The sequence below is a fragment of the Paenibacillus prosopidis genome, from assembly GCF_003337375.1.
Classification (GTDB): Bacteria; Bacillota; Bacilli; order Paenibacillales; family Paenibacillaceae; genus Pristimantibacillus; species Pristimantibacillus prosopidis.
The window spans coordinates 49,997-69,407 of sequence record NZ_QPJD01000013.1 but is presented as its reverse complement, the minus strand read 5'-3'; the positions used below and the strand labels follow the sequence as shown (position 1 = coordinate 69,407).

Genomic DNA, 19,411 nt, shown 5'->3' with positions numbered 1-19,411 from the left:
AATTGGCTTCTGTGCCTATATTTGCATATGATCACGACCCTCGATTCCGTAAAGCTTCCTAAAAAATTGTAATACGTAAGGCTTCGCTTGGAACGAGAACCTGCTTACACCCCGATATTTTGTATGTTTCCGAAACCGATTTTCCCTGATGTTCAGTTTTGATACAGCACATTCATTAAACATCCTCCTCCTAAGTAGATATATGAGGAGGGACAATAGCTGGTATAGATAAATATCCATTATAAAAAGCCCATTTTATCATTCGTTGTTTTATAAATGCCTGTTTATTAACCCTATTTCAGGTAGATAAGTTGATAGGGTTACAGATAGACTTGTTTTTCCAGTACCCTAGCAATTGCCAAGCGTCAAATAATCCCCACCGTCAAAGAGATGGGGATTCTATTTAAAGAAGAGATATTTCCAAAAACCTGCTCTATAAACAAAGAGAATTTTGACGTATTCACGTACAAAATCCTCTTTGTTGTTTCTATGCTCTGCCGATTGCAATCCAATTAATGTCTCCTCTAGGATCATGACCGATGCGCGTACGGATAACAGTAATCATTGCTTTTTCAGCCGTTTTTGATTGTATGACTGCATAACAAGCGGGATTATCAACCGTCGCTGTCAGTACGTAACGATCATCCATGAAAGGCTCTTCAAATGTAATATCAACATGGACCTGTTCTTCTAAAAAAGTAAAGCTAAAGGGGGTCAAACCGAATTGCTGCTTAGCGACTCCGTTCCTTGAAGTCGATATTACAGGCGCAAAATTAAGTGAAGAAAGTTCAATCGGCGTTTGCTGCAATGGCACGGTCGTTCCTTGTTCAAGAAGATACTTTTGCAGCAGGTCTGGTGCGAGCTTATCGGCTGTCACGCTGCCCGACAACAGCTGCTCCGTTCCTACGCTTTCGAATGCCAGCTTCTCCTTCGTTACACTGCCATCCGTCAACTGTTCTGTACCTACGCTTCCAAGCGCCAGCTTCTCCTTCGTTACGCTGCCTGACGACAACTGCTCTGTACCTACGCTTTCAGACTCCAGCTTATCCGTCGTTACGCAGCCTGACGACAACTGCTCTGTACCTACACTTACAAGCGCCAGTTTTTCTGTCGTTACGCTGCCATCCGCCAGCTGCTCTTCTCCTACGCTTCCTAGTGCCAGCTTTTCCGTCGTCACGCTGCTTGCCGACAGCTGCTCCTCGCCTACGCTTCCCAGCGCCAGCTTTTCCGTTGTTACGCTGCCTGCCGACAATTGCTCCGTGCCTACGCTTCCCAGCGCCAGCTTTTCCATCGTTACGCTGCCTGCCGACAGCTGTTCCTCGCCTACGCTTCTAAGCGCCAGCTTTTCCGTCGTTACGCTGCCTGCCGACAGTTGCTCCTCGCCTACGCTTCCGAGCGCCAGCTTTTCCGTCGTTACGCTGCCTGCCGACAGCTGCTCCTCGCCTACGCTTCTAAGCGCCAGCTTTTCCGTCGTTACGCTGCCTGCCGATAAATGCTCTTCACCGAAGCTTCCTGGCGCCAGTTTTTCCATCGTTACGCTGCCAGCCGACAATTGCTCCGTGCCTACGCTTCCGATCGCCAGCTTTTCTGTCGTTACGCTGCCTGCTGAGAGCTGCTCCGTGCCTACGCTTCCCAGCGCCAGCTTCTCCGTCGTTACGCTGCCTAGTGCAAGTTGCTCCTCGCCTACGCTCCCGAGCGCGAGCTTATCACTCGTCACGCTGCCTGCTGAGAGCTGCTCCTCGCCTACGCTCCCGAGCGCCAGCTTTTCCGTCGTTACGCTGCCTGCCGACAGCTGCTCTTCGCCTACACTTCCAAGCGCCAGCTTCTCTTTCGTCACACTGCCTGCTGAGAGCTGCTCCCCGCCTACGCTCCCGAGCGCCAGCTTTTCCGTCGTTACGCTGCCTGCCGACAGCTGCTCCTCGCCTACACTTCCCAGCGCCAGCTTTTCCATCGTTACGCTGCCTGCCGACAGCTGCTCCTCGCCTACGCTTCTAAGCGCCAGCTTTTCCGTCGTTACGCTGCCTGCCGATAATTGCTCTGTGCCTACGCTTCCGAGCGCCAGCTTTTCTGCCGTTACGCTGCCTGCTGAGAGCTGCTCCTCGCCTACGCTTCCAAGAGCCAGCTTTTCCATCGTTACGCTGCCTGCCGATAAATGCTCTTCACCGAAGCTTCCAGGCGCCAGCTTTTCCGTCGTTACGCTGCCTGCCGACAATTGCTCCGTGCCTACGCTTCCCAGCGCCAGCTTTTCCGTCGTTACGCTGCCAGCTGAGAGCTGCTCCGTGCCTACGCTTCCCAGCGCCAGCTTCTCCGAAGTTACGCTGTTTGCTGCAAGGTGCTCCGTGCTTACGCTGCCGATCGCAATCTTTTCCGCTGATACACTGCCTGCTGCAAGCTGCTTCTCGCCTACGCTTCCGAGAGCCAGCTTTTCCATTGTTACACTGCCCGCCGACAACTGCTTAGCTCCAACGCTTCCGAACGTTAGCTTCTCCGACGTTACGCTGCCTATAGACAGCTGCTTCGATCCAATGCTTCCGAGTGCCAGCTTCTCCGTCGTTACGCTGCCTTCGGACAGGTGCGCCGTACCTACGCTTCCGAGCGCCAACTGCTCAGCTCCAACGCTTCCGAGCGCCAGCTTTTCCGTCGTTACGCTGCCTGCCGATAGCTGCTCCTCGCCTACGCTTCCAAGTGCCAGCTTCTCCGTCGTTACACTGCCTGCCGCTAGCTGCTCCTCGCCTACGCTTCCAAGTGCCAGCTTCTCCGTCGTTACGCTGCCTGCCGACAGCTGCTCCTCACCTACGCTTCCAAGTACCAGCTTCTCCGTCGTCACGCTGCCTGCCGCCAGCTGCTCCTCGCCTACGCTTCCCAGCGCTAGCTTCTCCGTTGTCACACTGCCTGCCGACAGCTGCTCCTCACCTACGCTTCTGTGCGCCAGCTTCTCCGTCGTTACGCTGCCTGCCGTCAAATGCTCCGAGCCTACGCTTTCAAGCGCCAGCTTCTCCATCGTTACGCTGCCTGCTGAAAGCTGCTCCGTACCTATGCTCAAAAGCGCCAGCTTTTCCGTCGTTACGCTGCCAGCTGACAGCTTCTCCGTTCCCACGCTGCCTAGCGCTAGCTTCTCCGCAGTCACGCTGCCTAGCCCCAGCTTCTCTGTCGTTACGCTGCCTGCCGACAGCTGCTCCTCGCCTACGCTGCCTAGCGCCAGCTTCTCCGTCGTTACGCTGCTTGCTGACAGCTGCTCTTCACCTACGCTTCTAAGCGCCAGCTTTTCCGTCGTTACGCTGCCGGCTTCCAGCTGCTCTGCACCTACGCTGCCGAGCGCCAGCTTTTCTATCGTTACACTGCCTTCTGCCAGCTGCTTCGTACCAACGCTGCCGAGCGCCAGCTTTTCCGTCGTTACGCTGCCAGCTTCCAGTTGCTCTGATCCAACGCTTCCAAGCACCAGCTTCTCCCTCGTAATACTGCTTTCCGCCAGCTGTTCTGTCCCGACTGCACCTGGTTCGATTTGTTCGCTGCCCACCGCTGCTGCCTTCAATTTCTCGCGTGTTACAGACCCTGCAGCCAGTTGATCGCTTCCTACGCTGTCGACTGTCAGATGATTCCGACTCACAGTTCCATGCTTAACCTTGCTGCCGGGAATACTTTCATCGGCTATTTTTTCGAATGCAAGCACTTCGCCTGCAAGATGCCCTAGCGTAATGGTACCTTTACGAATGTGGTACCCTTGAATCGTGTCGGCTTTAAAGTGTTTACCGGCTAACGTTTCCAGCTGCACATGCTCGCCCGATACGGCCCCCGGAACAAGCTTCGTTCCAGTTACCGATCCATCCTGAAGCGCTGACTCGCCTACGCTCTCCGCTTCAAGATTCACCGCCTTCACAGCATTTGGCTGTAAATGCTTCGAGCTGATCGACAACTCCGCCATTTTTTCGGACGTAATTGCGCCTGCTGCCACATGTTCTGTTCCCACAGCACCTTGCTGCAGTGCCGCAGACCCTACGGAACCTCTCTGAAGATGTTTTTCTCCAACACTCTCGGCAGACAGCTTATTCTCCGTAACCGATTCATCCACAAAATGATCACCGTGCACGCTATTCTCACCTAAGTGAATACCGAGCACTGAACCATTTGCCAAATGTCGGCTCTGTACGGCCTCATCCGCGATTTGCTTAGACTTAACAGAACCTGCTGACAGCTTTTCAGCCTTTATACCCCCATCCTGCAGCGCATCCGGTCCAATCGATTGGGCGATCAAATGATTGGCCCCAATGCTATGATCCTTTAAGTGCGAAGAATCAATCTCACCAAGCCTGATATGTCTCGCCGTTATGGATCCATCAGCAAAATGGTCAGGTTGAACCGCATTTGGAGCAATCTTTGCGCTTGTGACGCTTCCGTCCGCAATCTTCGAGGCCGTAATGCTTAAATCGGATATCTTATCGGTAGTGACCGATTCAGGGGACAGCTTGAGCGAGTTCACGATATGATCCGCCAAGTGATGTGAGAAAATGACTCCCGGTGCGATATAACGCTCCGTTATTGCTTCATAAGCGAGCTTACTGCTCGTTACCGCTTCGTCCTGCAGCTTCTCCGTACTGACGGCATCCTTCACCAGATGAACGCCATCAATAATGCCTTCCTGCAAATGGTTTCCATTAACAGCCTTCGGCGATATCGACTCTTCCGTTACCACACCCTGTGAAAAATGATACGCCCGCAGCGACGCGGGGGCAATCTTCTGAAAGGTAACAAGCTCATCCTGCAAATGCTTGGTTTCAACCGAGCCGTCGGCCAAAATCGAACCGTCTACCGCTCCCTCAGTCAGCTTGCATCTGGATACGGACTCATCGGCGAGTTGAGCCATCGTTACAGCACCGTAACCAATATGCTCTTCCCGAACAGCAAACGGTGCCAGCTTATCCTCGTTGATGATGCCATTTTGTATATGCTCGCTCGTAATTGAGTTCGGTGCGATTTGCTTGGTCGATACCGAGTCTGCCGCCATATGTGCCAGCTTCACCTGCGCTTCAGCAATTTTATCCGAGGTAACGCTGCCGCGGCCAAGATGGCGATTAAGCACCGATTCGTTTGCCAGCTTCTGTGCGTTAACGCTTTGATCCGAAAGCTTTGATAATGTTATCGAATGATCGACCACTTTAATCGTACTAACCGATTGATCGGCTAACTTTGCAGAAGTGACAGACTGTTCAGCGAGATGACCGCTTTTGATTTGCGCTGCTCCGACGTGGACGCTTTGAACGGCCCCTTCCTGCAGGTGAGCCGAAGATACCGTATCGTCCGCCAAGTGTACGGATCTGATTGCATTTGGCTTCAGCTCCCTCGTTCCGACTGCCCCCTTTGCCAGATGCTCGGCTTCTATTTCGCCCGGGGCCAAATGCTTTCCCTGGATGCTACCTGCTGCAACATGCTCGGAAAGAAATATACCGGGCTTCAAATGAGTGCTATCAATAGCTTCCGCTTCGATTTTCTCACCGGAAATAGCCGCATCACGGATCTTAGAGCGGGTGACAGAGCCCTCCGCCAGCTTAGAGCTGTCAATCACTTCGTTTGCCAAATTTTCCGTTTGAATCGCGCCGCTTTTAATTTTTTCGGCGGTAATCGACTGATCAGCGAGCAGCTCCGACGAAATGATAAACGGCTTCAAGTGCTTCGATTCGATGGAGCCTTCTTCTATTTTATGAGCGCTTATCGTACGATCAGCAAGCTTATCAGACGTAACGCTTCCATCCTGCAGCTTGCTTCCGGAGATGGAGTGATCCAAAATTTTATCGCCGGATACCGAATTGTTAGTCAAATGATAGCCAGTTACCGACTCCGGCGCGATTTTAGCGGAATATATGGCACCTTTCGCAATATGAATGCTCTCTATAGCATAATCGGCAATCGCGTCGGATTGAACGCTCCCTGCCCGAAGCTTGCTGCTGTCGATAGCGCCTGGCGCTATTTTTTCTGCGGTAACTGCGAAGTTGACCAAATCATCCGTATAAATGATCGGAACAGGCGCATTCGGGTTTTTCTTTTCCTCAAGCTTCTCCATCTTCTCTTCCTGGCTAATCACTTCAAGCTCTTCAAAATCTTCAGGTTTTTCAGGTTCTTCATTTACTTCAAATATTTCTACTAAGTCAGACACATCAATCTCAATCAATGCAAGCTGCTCATTCTCCTCCAATTCAGCCTGAGCTGGTTTTGCTTCCGGTTCCATAGATACTGCAAGCGCGTTAATATTGACATCCTGTTGATTCATATCCGTTGCAGTTACAGTCGGTTTGGCTGCCGGTGGCTGCGCAGCAACTTTATTTCTGTTCAAATCATCCAGCCACTTTAACTCGGAAGTCTTCGGATTATCAACATAAAAAAGCGGCTTCCGCCCGTTCGGGCTTTTCCCTTTTCTGCTTTTTGCCATTGCCCTCTCCTTCTTCCACCTGAAATGTCTTTGGTAATATATGCACTTACCTATAGGCTGGCTACTGGGGAGTAGACAAAAACACAAAAAACGCGGGAGCTCATAGCTCGCCGCGGCCGGTTTTCTGCATTTATTCGATTATTTCGATCTCGAGAGCAAATATAGAAAGTATGGCGCGCCGATTACAGCTACGACAATGCCGGTCGGAATTTCATTCGGTTGGAATGCAAAATAATGATGAGCCATGGCAGCAAAGCAAGCACATACTTCCAGTTTGTCGCCCAAATACTGCCCGCCATCCAGATGGAGAACATTTGATACTTTTCCGGACTAAGCCGCAGCGTCAATATTTGTATCGCGGCGCTTACACCTCCTGCGACAGCTATGCCAACTAATATCATACGGGCTGGCATGATTCCACGCTGTCTCTTATAGGAGAGTAGATAGATGAGTAATGCCGTTAAAGCAGCCCCGGCCAATGCAAGAACAGGCATTAAAAAAATAGAGCCTCTCTCCGTAACCGGATAGTATATGATAAATAGAATGACAGCAAGCCCGGCACCGGCGTTAATGCCGAGGAGGCCCGGATCAGCAAGCGGATTACGGGACAGGCCTTGCATAATACATCCGGATACCGCAAAGCCTGCACCGATTAATATAGAAATAACGATACGCGGCAATCGAAAATCAAATAATATGAGCTCTTGCTTAGGTGTGCCTGCTCCGAAAAGCGTCTTCACAACGTCCATTGGGGAAAGCCGGATAAAGCCTGTATTCATACTGACAATAAAAGAAATAACGATAAGCGCGCCAAGCACTGACATAACGATTATTGCTCGTTTTCTTCTGCGCTGCCCGGCAGCTGTTATAAATAGAGTTTCCAAAAATTATTCCCCCCTCATTCTTGTTATAAGATACAGGAAGAAGGGGACGCCGATTACAGCAATAATGACGCCAATTGCCGTTTCCTGCGGGGGATTAACCATTCGTCCGCCAATATCCGCAAGGACCATCAACAAGCCGCCTAAAATAGCGGAGCATGGAATAATCCAGCGGTAATCAACCCCGACGAGGAAGCGCGAAATATGCGGGATAATAAGCCCGACAAACCCAATCGAGCCTACAGCCGATACAGCCGTACCAGCTAATAATAATACGATTAAAACTCCAGCCGCCTTCACCCAGACCGTGCGCTGGCCGAGTCCTGCCGCAACATCTTCTCCTAAGCTTAGCAGTGTAATTGAACGTGATACCGCGGCAGCAGCCAGCAAACCGCCAATAATCCAAGGGGCTGCCACTTGAAGCTGTAACCACTTAATTCCCGCTAGCCCGCCGGCATACCAGAATACTAAGTCCTGGCCAATTCGAAAGTAGATGGCAATTCCTTCAGTAAGAGCAAGAAGCAGCGCGCCTACAGCCGCACCGGCTAATGTAAGGCGAGTTGGTGTTAAGCCGCCCTTTGCGAACGAACCGATTCCATAAACAAGTCCAAGACCGACAGCCGCGCCGGCAAAGCAAATAAACATGAGCCCCATATACGACATAGCTGGAAAAAAAGCAAAGCAGACCGCCAGCATGAAACCCGCTCCGGCATTGACGCCAAGCAAGCTTGAATCCGCCAGCGGATTACGGGTCATGCCTTGCATGACTGCTCCAGCGACAGCAAATGCCGCACCTACCAATGCGCCTGAAAGCGCACGCGGCATCCGCAGCTCCTTGATGACTTGATGCTGCATCAAATCCGGATCAAATTGAAAAACCGCTTCCCACACTGTGGATAGACTAATATCCGCGGCGCCAACTGATATGGATAATGCCAGCGATAATAATAATACGGCAATACCTCCGAATAAAATGATGGCTGCAGCCAACGGTCTTGTACGCAGCTTGGAGCCGGTTATCACCGCTTTCGTGTTTGATTGTGCTGACATCTGCTAACTACCCTTCTATATGTAAAATATGTAAACTTTATTTGAACGTATAAGATTCCTACGGACATAGTGATAACGATTCTCGTTTTCAATTGAAAATTTTATACCATTTTCAAGATTTCATATAGTTGATGGATAACCTGCTTCAAGAAAAGGAAGCACAGCCCCCGCGATTCACTGAGCTTCCAGCCAATTGTCCGGATTATATAAGCTGTGAGGATCAACGCCCCATTTTCAGCGATATCAGTTTTACTCTTTCTCTCGCACATAATTCAACAGATCCGTCCTTCGAGCCATTATCAACAACAATAATTTCATAAGGGACCGATGTATGGTGACGGATCGAAGCTATACATTCTCAGCAGCCATATCTCTTGCTATTTCCATTATTTTACTCATTATCTTGTTAAGAATGATAGAGTTCTCAGCCAACCCCGTCTTTTTTGCAATAGGAGCCGTCAGCTATACGCTCACACCACTCCGGATGTTGTAAATACCACTCAATGGTTTTCTTGATACCTGCTTCAAACGAATACTGTGGAACCCATCCAAGCTCCTTTCGAATCTTCGCCGCGTCAATCGCATAACGTTGGTCATGCCCCAGCCGATCCTCTACGAATTGGATCAAGTCAGTCGATTTGTCGAGTTCTAGTAAAATACTTTGTACAACCTCTAGATTGGTCCGCTCATTTTGTCCGCCAACATTGTAGACTTGCCCTGGTTCCCCGTGCTCAATAACCCGTTCGATGGCGGAGCAGTGGTCATCCACGTATAACCAGTCCCGTACGTTCATACCGTCTCCGTATATAGGAATAGATTCATTACGAATGGCTCGTGTAATGATGAGCGGAATAAGCTTTTCAGGAAATTGTCGAGGTCCATAGTTATTGGAGCAGCGGGTGATGACAGCCGGAAAGCCATAAGTTTCATAATAGGCCCTGACAAACATATCCGAACTGGCTTTACTTGCCGAATAAGGACTGTTGGGTGCAAGAGGGGTGGTTTCTGTAAAAAGCCCCTCGCTGCCGAGTGTTCCATATACTTCATCTGTAGAAACATGTACGAATTTCTTCACTTGATGCTTACGGGCCGATTCCAGCAGCCGCTGTGTACCCAGCACATTCGTTATGACAAATCCGCTGGGGTCATGAATGCTACGATCCACATGCGATTCTGCCGCAAAATGGACGACCACATCTACCCCTTGTTTCATAAGCTGATCCATCAAAGGGGTATCGCCGATATTCCCGTGCACAAACTGATAGCCTGCTTGCCCTTCCAACTCTGCGACGTTGTCTGGATTCCCTGCATAAGTAAGCAGATCCAAATTGATCACGAAGTCTTGCGGATGCTGCTTTTTCCAGTAGTGGAGAAAATTGCTGCCAATAAAACCCATGCCTCCAGTAAGCAAGATCACCGACATTCCTCGTCCTCCTGTCTAAGAAATAGAGTAGCTTGAAAGAGAGATTCATGTGTGCCTGCATCAATCCACCAACCGGTTAAAAATTGATGCTTCAGAATTCCTGCCGCAGCGTAAACATTATTGACATCGGTAATTTCCAACTCTCCTCGTTTGGAGGGTTTTTGTGTTTTAATAATCTCGAAAACGGTGTAATCAAACAAATAGATACCTGTAACTGCATAGGAGCAGCTTGGATGTTCAGGCTTTTCCTCAATAGCTGTTATGATAGTTCCTTCTAAAATAGGGACACCGTATCTCCTAGAATCATTGACCTCCTTAAGAAGTACCATGGCTCCTTGTTCTTGCATCTGGAATTGTTCAATACAGGGTTTAAGTGAATCCTGAAACAAATTATCCCCTAGAATGAGTACAAATTTTTCATTTGGATGAATAAACCCCTCGGCTAAACCCAATGCCTGTGCAATCCCCCCTGCTTTGTCTTGAATCTTGTAGGTAATCTTAACCCCCCATTCCTCTCCGTCTCTCAGATATTCGGCAAACAAGCCCCAGGATTGCTTATTTGTAATTAATAAAATATCTGTGATTCCAGCATCATGGAGCTTCTGAATGGCATAATGGATCATTGGATATTGGCCAACAGGCAAGAGATGCTTATTGAATATTTTCGTTAAGGGATGCAATCGGGTTCCGGTTCCTCCCGCAAGCACTACACCTTTCATAAGTTACAAACCCCTTCCATGCCGAGATATTACTAGAAAAAATGGTGGCTTACATAAATCTCTGTGCTCTTTTAACCTTTCTGGATGCTTACTTTCCTCTCGTAGTTTCAGAGACATAGGGAAGCCATGGAATTCACTTGTATTTATGATAATCAAACCACCAGTCTTGTTAATCATATGCGTCCACTCCTAATGGAGTATGGACAATTACCCTCGACTCGGAAAAATAGGTAAAAGGAAGTGACTTCATTTTCATTAAACAAAGGGGCTTATGTTAATATAGAAAAAAATCCCACTTCATTGAAACGAGTATCTTTTCAATGAAGTGGGATTTTTTTATAATTTTCAATTCTATTATTATGGCATTTCATCATCGTTTACACGAACCGGCGTCTATATGGAATCGGAGTAAACCGGTTAGGATCAAAGGATTGAAGCGGCAGCTCAGACGGCTTTCCCTCCAGCAAATCAGCAACAATAAAGGCCGTAACCGGGCTTAATAGAATTCCGTTGCGATAATGTCCTGCAGCCATAATGACAGCCGGCATTCCTTCTACCTTTCCCAGAAGCGGCTGGCCGTCTCGGGTTGCCGGACGCAGACCGGCCCATCGATGAGCAGTCTCCTTCCCTTCCAAAAACGGGAAAAGCTTATTGCTGCTGCGAATTAATCGGCCGATCCCCCGTTCCGTCACATGGGTTTGAAAGCCCGCGACATCCTCGGAAGCGCCGCAAACGAGACGATTGTTTCTTTTTCCCACCCAGTAGGCTTGACTTGAAAAGACCATATGCCGGACTTCGCCCCCAGGATGCTCGAAGGAGCATATTTGACCTCGTATAGGGTGAACCGGGATGGACAGTCCGAACCATCGTTCATAAGCGCCCGACCACGCTCCTGCGCTTACGACAACCCGATCGGCATGTACAGGCTGCTCTAATGCTTTCGCACGGACCGTTACACCGCCCGATGGATGAACAGCCACCTCATCAACCTCTCCAGCCTGCAGCAAAATCGTAACCCCGAGCTTAAGGCATGCTGCTTCGAGAGCAGTAACAAGCTTAGGCGCATATACATGGCTCTCATGCGGCGTGAAGATACCGGCAACCGCCGATTGCGCAAGACGCGGCTCCAGCATACGCAGCTGTGCCGCATCGATAAGCTGCGCGTCCGCTCCCCATTCGTTTTGCCATCGCAGTCTCGATTGTATGGGCAGCAGATCCGCTTCATGCATGAAAACATTAATGCTTCCGCTTCGTACCCACTCCGCTGACAGGCCTGACAGCTCTTCTACCGCTGCTATCCATTCCGGAAAATGACGCAAGCTGTGCAGGCATAGCTGGAAGAAGCTGTCCGGCTGTTCCGTATTTTCTGAATATGGCGCAAGCATCCCCGCAGCTGCGCCGGACGCTTGACCGCCAAGCGCAGCCGGCTCAATGAGCGTGACCCGCATGCCTCTGCGTGCCGCTTCAAAGGCACAGGATAAACCGATAATGCCGCCACCCAGTACAATGACCGATTGCGGCATTACGTTTCGCCTCCGCCGGATACGCCTTCACCGGCAGCCGCCGCTTCAAATAAGGAACCCGCCCAGTCGCTGCTTGCTGAAGCGTACCGCTTCTTCGGAATCCTTCCGGCAAGCCTTGCCAGTCGTCCCGCTTCTATAGCTAACCGAAAAGCGCGGGCCATCATGACAGGATCCTGCGCTTTCGCAACCGGCGTATTGGCTAATATGCCATCCGCGCCTAGCTCCATCGCTTCCGCAGCATCCTTCGCCGACCCGATGCCTGCGTCAATAATGACCGGTACGCCTGACTGCTCAGCGATAAGTCCGAGATTGTAAGGATTCAACAATCCGAGTCCTGTGCCGATCGGCGATCCTCCCGGCATAACGGCCGAAGCACCCGCTTCCTCCAATCTTTTGCACAATATCGGATCATCAGACGTGTACGGAAGCACGATGAAGCCTTCGCTTGCCAGCTGCTCCGTTGCGCGGAGCGTCTCTATTGGATCGGGCAGCAGCGTTCGCGGGTCGCCGCTTATTTCCACCTTGATCCAATCGCCCAAGCCTGCTGCCCGGGCAAGCCGTGCAATACGAACCGCTTCCGCAGCCGTTCTCGCGCCCGATGTATTCGGCAAATAATGAATGCTCTTCTCATCAAAGTGCTGCAGCACGGAGTCATCCTCTACGCTGTCTAAATTAACCCGCCGGACAGCAAACGTAATCACTTCGGAGCCCGATGCTTCAAGCGCTTGCTGCAATACCGCCGGACTCGGAAAGCGTCCCGTTCCAAACAAAAACCGCGAGCGCAGGGCATGGCCCCCAATGACTAACGGATCGTCACCCATCCATTCCTTCAACCTGCTCAGCCCCCTCCGACAAAATGTACCATCTCAATCGATGCACCATCCTGCAATTCTGTCGCTGTCCATTGCGCGCGCTGGACAATGACACCGTTTAGCTCGATTATAAGCTTCTTGTTTTGTTGTCCTAACTGCTGCACCAGCTCCTCAACCGTTCGCGCGCTTGTCAGCTCCTGACGCCCGTTCACAGTCAACGACTTCTTGTTCGCGATTTCGGCCTTGCCGCCCGCCGCTTCAATCCGTCTCAGGAAGGAACGGCATACACTGGCCGGATCATCGCTTCCTACGATCGCCGAAACGGCGCAAATTCGTTTTGCGCCAGCAGCGAGCACTAAATCCACGTTATCCAGCGTAATCCCGCCAATCGCTACGAACGGAATGGAAACATGGCGTGCTGCCTCCGCAACATAGCTTGTCGTGACTGCGGCTCTGCCAGGTTTCGTATCGGTTGGAAAGACCGGTCCGACACCGATATAATCAGCCCCGTCCCGTTCCGCCGCCAGCGCCTGATCCAAATTATGCGTAGAAATACCTATGATGCGATCCGGCCCTAACAGCCGTCTCGCCTCGGCAACCGGCATATCCTCCTGCCCCAGATGTACGCCGTCCGCATCCGTCTCTATGACGATATCCGGATAATCATTAATAATGAACGGGACGTTGTATTTGCGCGTCAATAAACGCAGCGCCTTTGCCTGTTCAAGCACTTCAGCCCTTGTGCCTGTCTTATTACGAAGCTGTACGATCTGCGCGCCTCCTATAAGCGTCTGTTCAATGACATCAACTACCGGTTTCCCTGGATGATTAGATTGTGCCGTAATGACATACAGCCGAAAATCAAGCCATGCTTCCCTGCTCATTTCGTACGCTCCCTTCCATTCCTAAATAGTCATCTGTCGTTCGTTCCAATAAATAAGTTTTGCAAAGCCGGACGGCATGAGACGCCTCCGTCGTTCCTTGTACGAGCACCCGGCCATCCGGGAAAATCACCAGCTGCTCGCCGCCTGGAAGCTTCGCCCTTACCAAATACCGATTTACCGTCAATGGAAAGCTCTGTACGCTTAACCGTTTCTCCAGACGCTCCAGGTTAAGCGTGCTGCCAAGCGTTACCTGAACAGTATCCCGTCCGCAAAGCACGACGGAATGCATAGCTTCGTCATCCCTCTCAGCCGCAGCATTTGCATCCGAATTCCCGCCATGCCCCTGTCCGCAATAAGAACATTCTTCACGTCCCGAAGGAAGCGCCGATTCACGCAGACGGAATGACCATAAGTCTACGCTGACCCATGTTTGACGCATCGCGTCCTGATTTCCGGTAAGCCACTTTATAGCTTCGGCCGCTTGCAGCGAAGCGACGAACTCGACAGCCGGAGAGAGCACGCCAACCGTATCGCATGTGTCGGCTTCCCCTTCTCCGTCCGACGCTCCGATTAAACAGCGCAGGCATGCGGTTCGCCCCGGCACAAGCGCGGCATTCATTCCTTGCGCTCCTGCTACGCCGCCATATATAAACGGAATATGGCGCTGAAAGCAGACATCGCTAAGCAGCAGCCGGGTTGCTGCATTGTCGGTGCCGTCAAGCACAAGGTCCGCACCTGCCGCAAGCTGCTGAACGGTCAACGCGTTCACATCAACCACGGAAGCTTCAACACGGACAGCGCTATTTATATGGCGAAGCTTGTTGGCAGCTGCAACAGCCTTCGGCAGTACGGCAAGCGCATCCGCCTCGTCGAACAGCATCTGCCGCTGGAGATTGCTTGGTTCGACGAAATCGCGGTCGGCCAGCCTAACCTCGCCGACGCCCGCCCGAACCATATGCTGCGCAAGCGAAGCGCCGAGCGCGCCAACGCCGACGATCAGCACGCAAGCGTCAGCCAGCTTGCGCTGGCCGGCCTCACCTATGGGCGCAAATCTCGTTTGTCTGGAATAACGGCCAGACCAAACGGAATCAGCTGCATTAGCCATAAATAGAACTCCCCGCAGCCTTGAACGCTTCCGACTTCTCCTTCATGCCGGCCTCAATCGCCTCGGTTGTCTCCATTCCGTTTTGCGCCGCATACTCCCTAATGTCCTGCGTGATGCGCATACTGCAAAATTTCGGCCCGCACATGGAGCAGAAATGAGCCGATTTAGCCGCATCCGCAGGCAAGGTCTCATCGTGGTACGCCATCGCGCGTTCCGGATCAAGCGAAAGATGGAATTGGTCGCGCCAACGGAATTCAAATCTGGCCTTCGACAGCGCATCGTCACGAAGTTTCGCGCGGGGATGTCCTTTCGCCAAATCGGCTGCATGTGCCGCTATTTTGTACGTAATAACCCCTTCCTTCACATCCTCCTTGTTCGGAAGCCCGAGATGCTCCTTCGGCGTTACGTAGCAGAGCATAGCCGTACCGAACCAGCCGATCATTGCCGCCCCAATAGCCGATGTAATATGGTCGTATCCAGGGGCGATATCGGTCGTAAGCGGACCCAGCGTGTAGAACGGAGCCTCATCGCATACCTCTAATTGACGATCCATGTTTTCTTTAATGAGATGCATAGGCACATGACCCGGGCCTTCAATCATGACCTGTACATCATGCTTCCAAGCAATCTTAGTAAGCTCGCCAAGCGTATCCAGCTCGGCAAACTGAGCGGCATCATTCGCATCGGCGATAGAGCCTGGTCTGAGTCCGTCACCCAGCGAGAACGACACGTCATAAGCCTTCATAATTTCGCAAATCTCTTCAAAATGCGTATACAAAAAGTTTTCCTTATGGTGAGCCAGGCACCACGCCGCCATAATCGAGCCGCCGCGCGAGACGATCCCTGTCACCCGCTTCGCCGTCAACGGTATGTAACGCAGCAGCACGCCCGCATGTATCGTGAAATAGTCGACGCCCTGCTCCGCTTGTTCAATCAACGTGTCACGGAATACTTCCCAGCTGAGGTCCTCGGCTTTGCCGTTCACCTTCTCCAACGCTTGATAGATCGGCACGGTACCTACGGGCACCGGTGAATTGCGGACGATCCACTCGCGTGTCGTATGAATATTTTTGCCTGTCGACAAATCCATAATCGTATCGGCGCCCCAGCGCGTTGCCCATGTCATCTTCTCCACTTCCTCCTCGATAGAGGACGCAACGGCAGAGTTTCCAATATTCGCATTAATTTTAACGTGAAAATGACGTCCGATAATCATCGGCTCGCTCTCCGGATGATTGATATTTGTCGGAATGATGGCCCGGCCCGCCGCAATCTCGCTGCGCACGAATTCGGCATCCATTCCCTCACGTATCGCGATATACTCCATCTCGGGCGTGATGATGCCCTTACGAGCGTAATGCAGCTGCGTTACGTTATGACCTGCCTTCGCCCGCAGCGGCTTTCTTGTCAAGCCCGGAAACCGCTCCGCTCCGCGCTGCTCCGCCTTCTCCTCCGTGAAGAAGCCGTTATCCTCAGGCCGCACCTCACGCCCATCATAGCGCTCCACATCGCCGCGCTCGATAATCCATTCGCTTCTAAATGTCGGCAGTCCCCGTCTCACGTCAGCCTCATAGCTTTCATCGGTATAAGGTCCGCTCGAATCGTAGACAAATACCGGCTCGTTCGGCACTTCCTCTCCGTTTCTTCCTGAACTTGGCGCGAGCGCAATTTCCCTCATCGGTACACGAATGCTGTCTGTTGATCCCGTTACATACACTTTACGGCTGCCTGGCAGCGGCGTTGTTGCTATTGACATAATAAAAAACCTCCTAAATGGAATAGTCGGAATTCCACCTGGAGGCGTATATGAGCATATAAGAAAGTTTATTACACCGCTAAAATTCGCACGCGAAAGCGACGCGAGCTGCAATCGCTGAGGCGGAGAGAGACGCAGTGCAGCCTCAGATACGAGAGCGCAGCACTATGAAGTCGCAACAAAAAAACCGCCCCAACGAAGAAGCGGTTGAAATGTGTCGTCATGCGCGATAACCATTCCGGGTCATCCCCGGGCCGATCTTGCACTGCCATCCGTTCTTATTCCAGCTGACGATTCAGCTGAATCCGGCAGAGCATTTCCTCGCGCTAATGCATAAACGCACAATCCCACTTTCCTACGCTGGCATAACCCAGATCAGGTTCAAAGGGACCAAAGCATATCGCTTTATCTCAGCCATGACGGCGCCCCTAGTGGATTTCCTTGTTTGACTATAACGTTAATTCAAGAAAAGTGTCAACCCCCAATTTTGCTATCCACAGCTCTAAGGCGCCTGCTACAAGCCGCTTTCCTTCAGCAGCTTCACCCACCGGTCAGCCGTATGCTGCCAAGTAAACGTCTGCTCTACCCGTTCACGGCTGCGCTTGCCGAACTTCTGACGCAGCTGCTTATCACTAAGCAGCAACTGCAGCTTCTCCTTCAGATCCGATTCCACCCGGCTCTGTCTAACCAAATAACCGGTCACGCCGTTACGAATGATTTCCTTCATTCCGCCTGCCCGCGTTGCAACGACCGGCACGCCGCAGGACATCGCTTCGACGTTAACAAGCCCGAAAGCTTCACGCTGACCGGACGGAACAACGGCTACATCGGCGACAAGCATCCAGCCCGGCACCTCCGTATAGGGCACGTATGGCACGAATCGTACATGACCAGGGCTTTTGCGTCCAAGCATCTCCAGCTTGCGGGCATAAGCTGTCTTCCGGTGCGATCCGTAGAATGGGCTGCCGACAATGACAACGACAAGATCAGGATGGCTTTTTACGAGCTCGGGAACGATGTTAAGCAAGTGATGAACGCCCTTTAGCGGAATAAGCCTTCCCATGAACAAGATGACCTTTTTGCCGCTCAAACCTCTTTTTTGACGCAGTCTTTCCCGCTTGGCCGATCCTTCCGCAGAATATTGCGACGGAAACCGTTCCGTATCGACACCCGGATAAATAACCCGCATCTTCCCTGCTACTTCAGGCGCTTTAGCTACGACGACACGTCTTATAAACTCGCTGTTTACAATAATTTTATCCGCCGCCTGCAAGCACTGATGCAGCTTGGGTGGCGATATATAGGATGGAGCGATAAAAGTGGATGAATGCAAATAAAGCCAGATACGTTTGCCTGGATTCATTCTCTTCATGATCGGTACAAAGTTGGGGCGATTTTCGACGTCGATCACGTCTGGAGAAAAACGGTTAACGGCACGTGCTACCGCTTGAATATACCGCTGCCTGCTTCCGGCAGGAAACCGTTCACAGTCAACGCCATTAAACTGTCCGCGACGCGGCAGTCTCTTACTCAATTTCCCATATATTCGAGGTTCGGCATAAGGCTTTAGCAGCGGCGCAAACTTCTCAATCACCCGTTCAACGGAGCTGCTGTTTGATGACGGAATCGGGAAAGAACCGGGGGTGACGATCGCCACCTTAATGGGTGCCATATATTCGGATGCCTCCTACATATCTGCTATTTTGCAGTATCATACGCTCCGAACTATAGGATTGACACGGCCAGCCCCGTTCCTAAAGCTTTATTTTCATTTGGAACAATCCGGCCCTCCGGGCAGCCATATAAATAATGACGACAAGCGGTCCGATGAATACGCCGATGACGCCAACGAGCTTGAAGCCGACATATAAGCTAATAAGCGCGGACAAGGAGCCGATCCCAACGGAATCACCGAGAATTTTTGGTTCAACAATCCGGCGAAATACCGTTATGAACAGAAAGAGGATAATAAGCCCGACACCGGTGAATGCATTTCCGGTTAACGCCAAATAGGTTCCCCAAGGGACGAGCACTGAGCCTGTACCAAGAATCGGCATAATGTCAACAATTATTATGAGCAACGCTATCGCCAGCGGGTATTTAACATCAAGCACCAGCAGTCCGACCAAGGAAATAATATACGTTAGGGCACTCAAAATGAATTGCGAACGCAAGAAACCGAATATCGATTTTTTCAAATTGTTCAGCACATCGTTTACTTGCGGATGCGATTTTTCATCAAATAACGATAACACGCTAGCCTTCATCGTATTCAAGCTAAAGCTGAACATATACACCGCAACTAGAAATACGACAAAGAAGATGAACATGCCCGGAATACTTGATGCAAATGAAATGACTGTTTTTGATAAGGTTCCGACCATATTTGTAATCATATTCGTTAAATCCATTAGCCATCCTTCGAGCGTAGCAACCGCATCCGGCGGAAAATTCTGATATAACGCCTGTGCTTGCAGCATCAGGTCATCAACCACTTCGTTCGCATTCTCGAAATAATTAGGCACCTTTTTGAAAAAGGCGATAAGCTCAGCAACAATCTTCACGCCAAGCAATGCGATCAATCCGATGAGAATGACGGTAAAGATAGTGCTGGTCACGGTTGCCGCTACAAGTCTATTCATCCGAAACTTCTTCATAAACAGCTGGTTTAGCGGCTCAAGTGAAATAGCTACGACAAGGGCAAGCAAGAATGGCGCTCCGACAGTAAACATTAAGTAGAGCAGCAGCAATCCGAGCGCAATAAATACAATCGTCTTAATAGACAAGCCTTTTTCCTCCCCTCTCAATGCTATATGCGTTTGCTATAGTAATTAAGC

General features: G+C 51.0%; 13 protein-coding genes, 1 pseudogene and 1 riboswitch. All 14 genes and pseudogenes read right to left on the bottom strand.

Annotated features, from left to right (window positions below):
* Positions 1 to 487: 487 nt before the first annotated feature.
* The gene (locus DFP97_RS20115) at positions 488 to 6,421 is read right to left on the bottom strand and encodes a WIAG-tail domain (protein WP_114381983.1); all 5,934 of its coding nucleotides are present in this window, start codon (positions 6,419 to 6,421) and stop codon (positions 488 to 490) included.
* A 138-nt stretch (positions 6,422 to 6,559) separates the two neighbouring features.
* Positions 6,560 to 6,667, bottom strand: coding sequence for an iron chelate uptake ABC transporter family permease subunit (locus tag DFP97_RS32310; protein ID WP_425453539.1), 108 nt, complete (start codon positions 6,665 to 6,667; stop codon positions 6,560 to 6,562).
* Positions 6,649 to 7,245: pseudogene (locus tag DFP97_RS20110) on the bottom strand (FecCD family ABC transporter permease); the annotation flags it as partial. The gene DFP97_RS32310 and the pseudogene DFP97_RS20110, both read right to left, overlap by 19 nt.
* Before the next feature lie 63 nt (positions 7,246 to 7,308).
* A complete protein-coding gene (locus tag DFP97_RS20105) occupies positions 7,309 to 8,352 on the bottom strand; it encodes a FecCD family ABC transporter permease (protein ID WP_114381982.1) in 1,044 nt (347 codons plus the stop codon).
* A 220-nt stretch (positions 8,353 to 8,572) separates the two neighbouring features.
* Positions 8,573 to 8,704 carry a glycosyltransferase gene (locus DFP97_RS20100; protein ID WP_114382105.1) on the bottom strand — a complete coding sequence of 44 codons (132 nt, stop codon included), beginning with the start codon at positions 8,702 to 8,704 and terminating at the stop codon, positions 8,573 to 8,575.
* 72 nt (positions 8,705 to 8,776) lie between these two features.
* Positions 8,777 to 9,775, bottom strand: coding sequence for a dTDP-glucose 4,6-dehydratase (gene rfbB, locus DFP97_RS20095; RefSeq protein ID WP_114381981.1), 999 nt, complete (start codon positions 9,773 to 9,775; stop codon positions 8,777 to 8,779).
* Entirely contained in the window at positions 9,766 to 10,494 is a 729-nt protein-coding gene (locus DFP97_RS20090; protein ID WP_114381980.1) for a sugar phosphate nucleotidyltransferase, read from the bottom strand. The genes rfbB and DFP97_RS20090 overlap by 10 nt, the downstream gene beginning before the upstream one ends.
* 377 nt (positions 10,495 to 10,871) lie before the next feature.
* Positions 10,872 to 12,017 carry a glycine oxidase ThiO gene (thiO, locus tag DFP97_RS20085; RefSeq protein WP_114381979.1) on the bottom strand — a complete coding sequence of 382 codons (1,146 nt, stop codon included), beginning with the start codon at positions 12,015 to 12,017 and terminating at the stop codon, positions 10,872 to 10,874.
* The gene (locus tag DFP97_RS20080) at positions 12,017 to 12,838 is read right to left on the bottom strand and encodes a thiazole synthase (protein ID WP_114382104.1); all 822 of its coding nucleotides are present in this window, start codon (positions 12,836 to 12,838) and stop codon (positions 12,017 to 12,019) included. Before DFP97_RS20080 ends, thiO begins: the two co-directional genes overlap by 1 nt.
* Positions 12,839 to 12,855: 17 nt before the next feature.
* Entirely contained in the window at positions 12,856 to 13,713 is an 858-nt protein-coding gene (gene thiE, locus DFP97_RS20075) for a thiamine phosphate synthase (RefSeq protein WP_114381978.1), read from the bottom strand.
* Complete coding sequence (locus DFP97_RS20070) at positions 13,691 to 14,818, bottom strand: ThiF family adenylyltransferase (protein ID WP_114381977.1); 1,128 nt, start codon at positions 14,816 to 14,818, stop codon at positions 13,691 to 13,693. The genes thiE and DFP97_RS20070 overlap by 23 nt, the downstream gene beginning before the upstream one ends.
* On the bottom strand, positions 14,811 to 16,574 hold the full coding sequence (gene thiC / locus DFP97_RS20065) for a phosphomethylpyrimidine synthase ThiC (protein ID WP_114381976.1): 1,764 nt from the start codon (positions 16,572 to 16,574) through the stop codon (positions 14,811 to 14,813). Before thiC ends, DFP97_RS20070 begins: the two co-directional genes overlap by 8 nt.
* A 335-nt stretch (positions 16,575 to 16,909) precedes the next feature.
* Positions 16,910 to 17,014: riboswitch (TPP riboswitch) on the bottom strand.
* Positions 17,015 to 17,088: 74 nt separating this feature from the next.
* Positions 17,089 to 18,246 (bottom strand): glycosyltransferase family 4 protein, encoded by a 1,158-nt coding sequence (locus tag DFP97_RS20060; protein WP_114381975.1) that lies wholly within the window; start codon positions 18,244 to 18,246, stop codon positions 17,089 to 17,091.
* A gap of 82 nt (positions 18,247 to 18,328) precedes the next feature.
* The gene (ytvI, locus tag DFP97_RS20055) at positions 18,329 to 19,360 is read right to left on the bottom strand and encodes a sporulation integral membrane protein YtvI (protein WP_114381974.1); all 1,032 of its coding nucleotides are present in this window, start codon (positions 19,358 to 19,360) and stop codon (positions 18,329 to 18,331) included.
* Between the last annotated feature and the right edge of the window lie 51 nt (positions 19,361 to 19,411).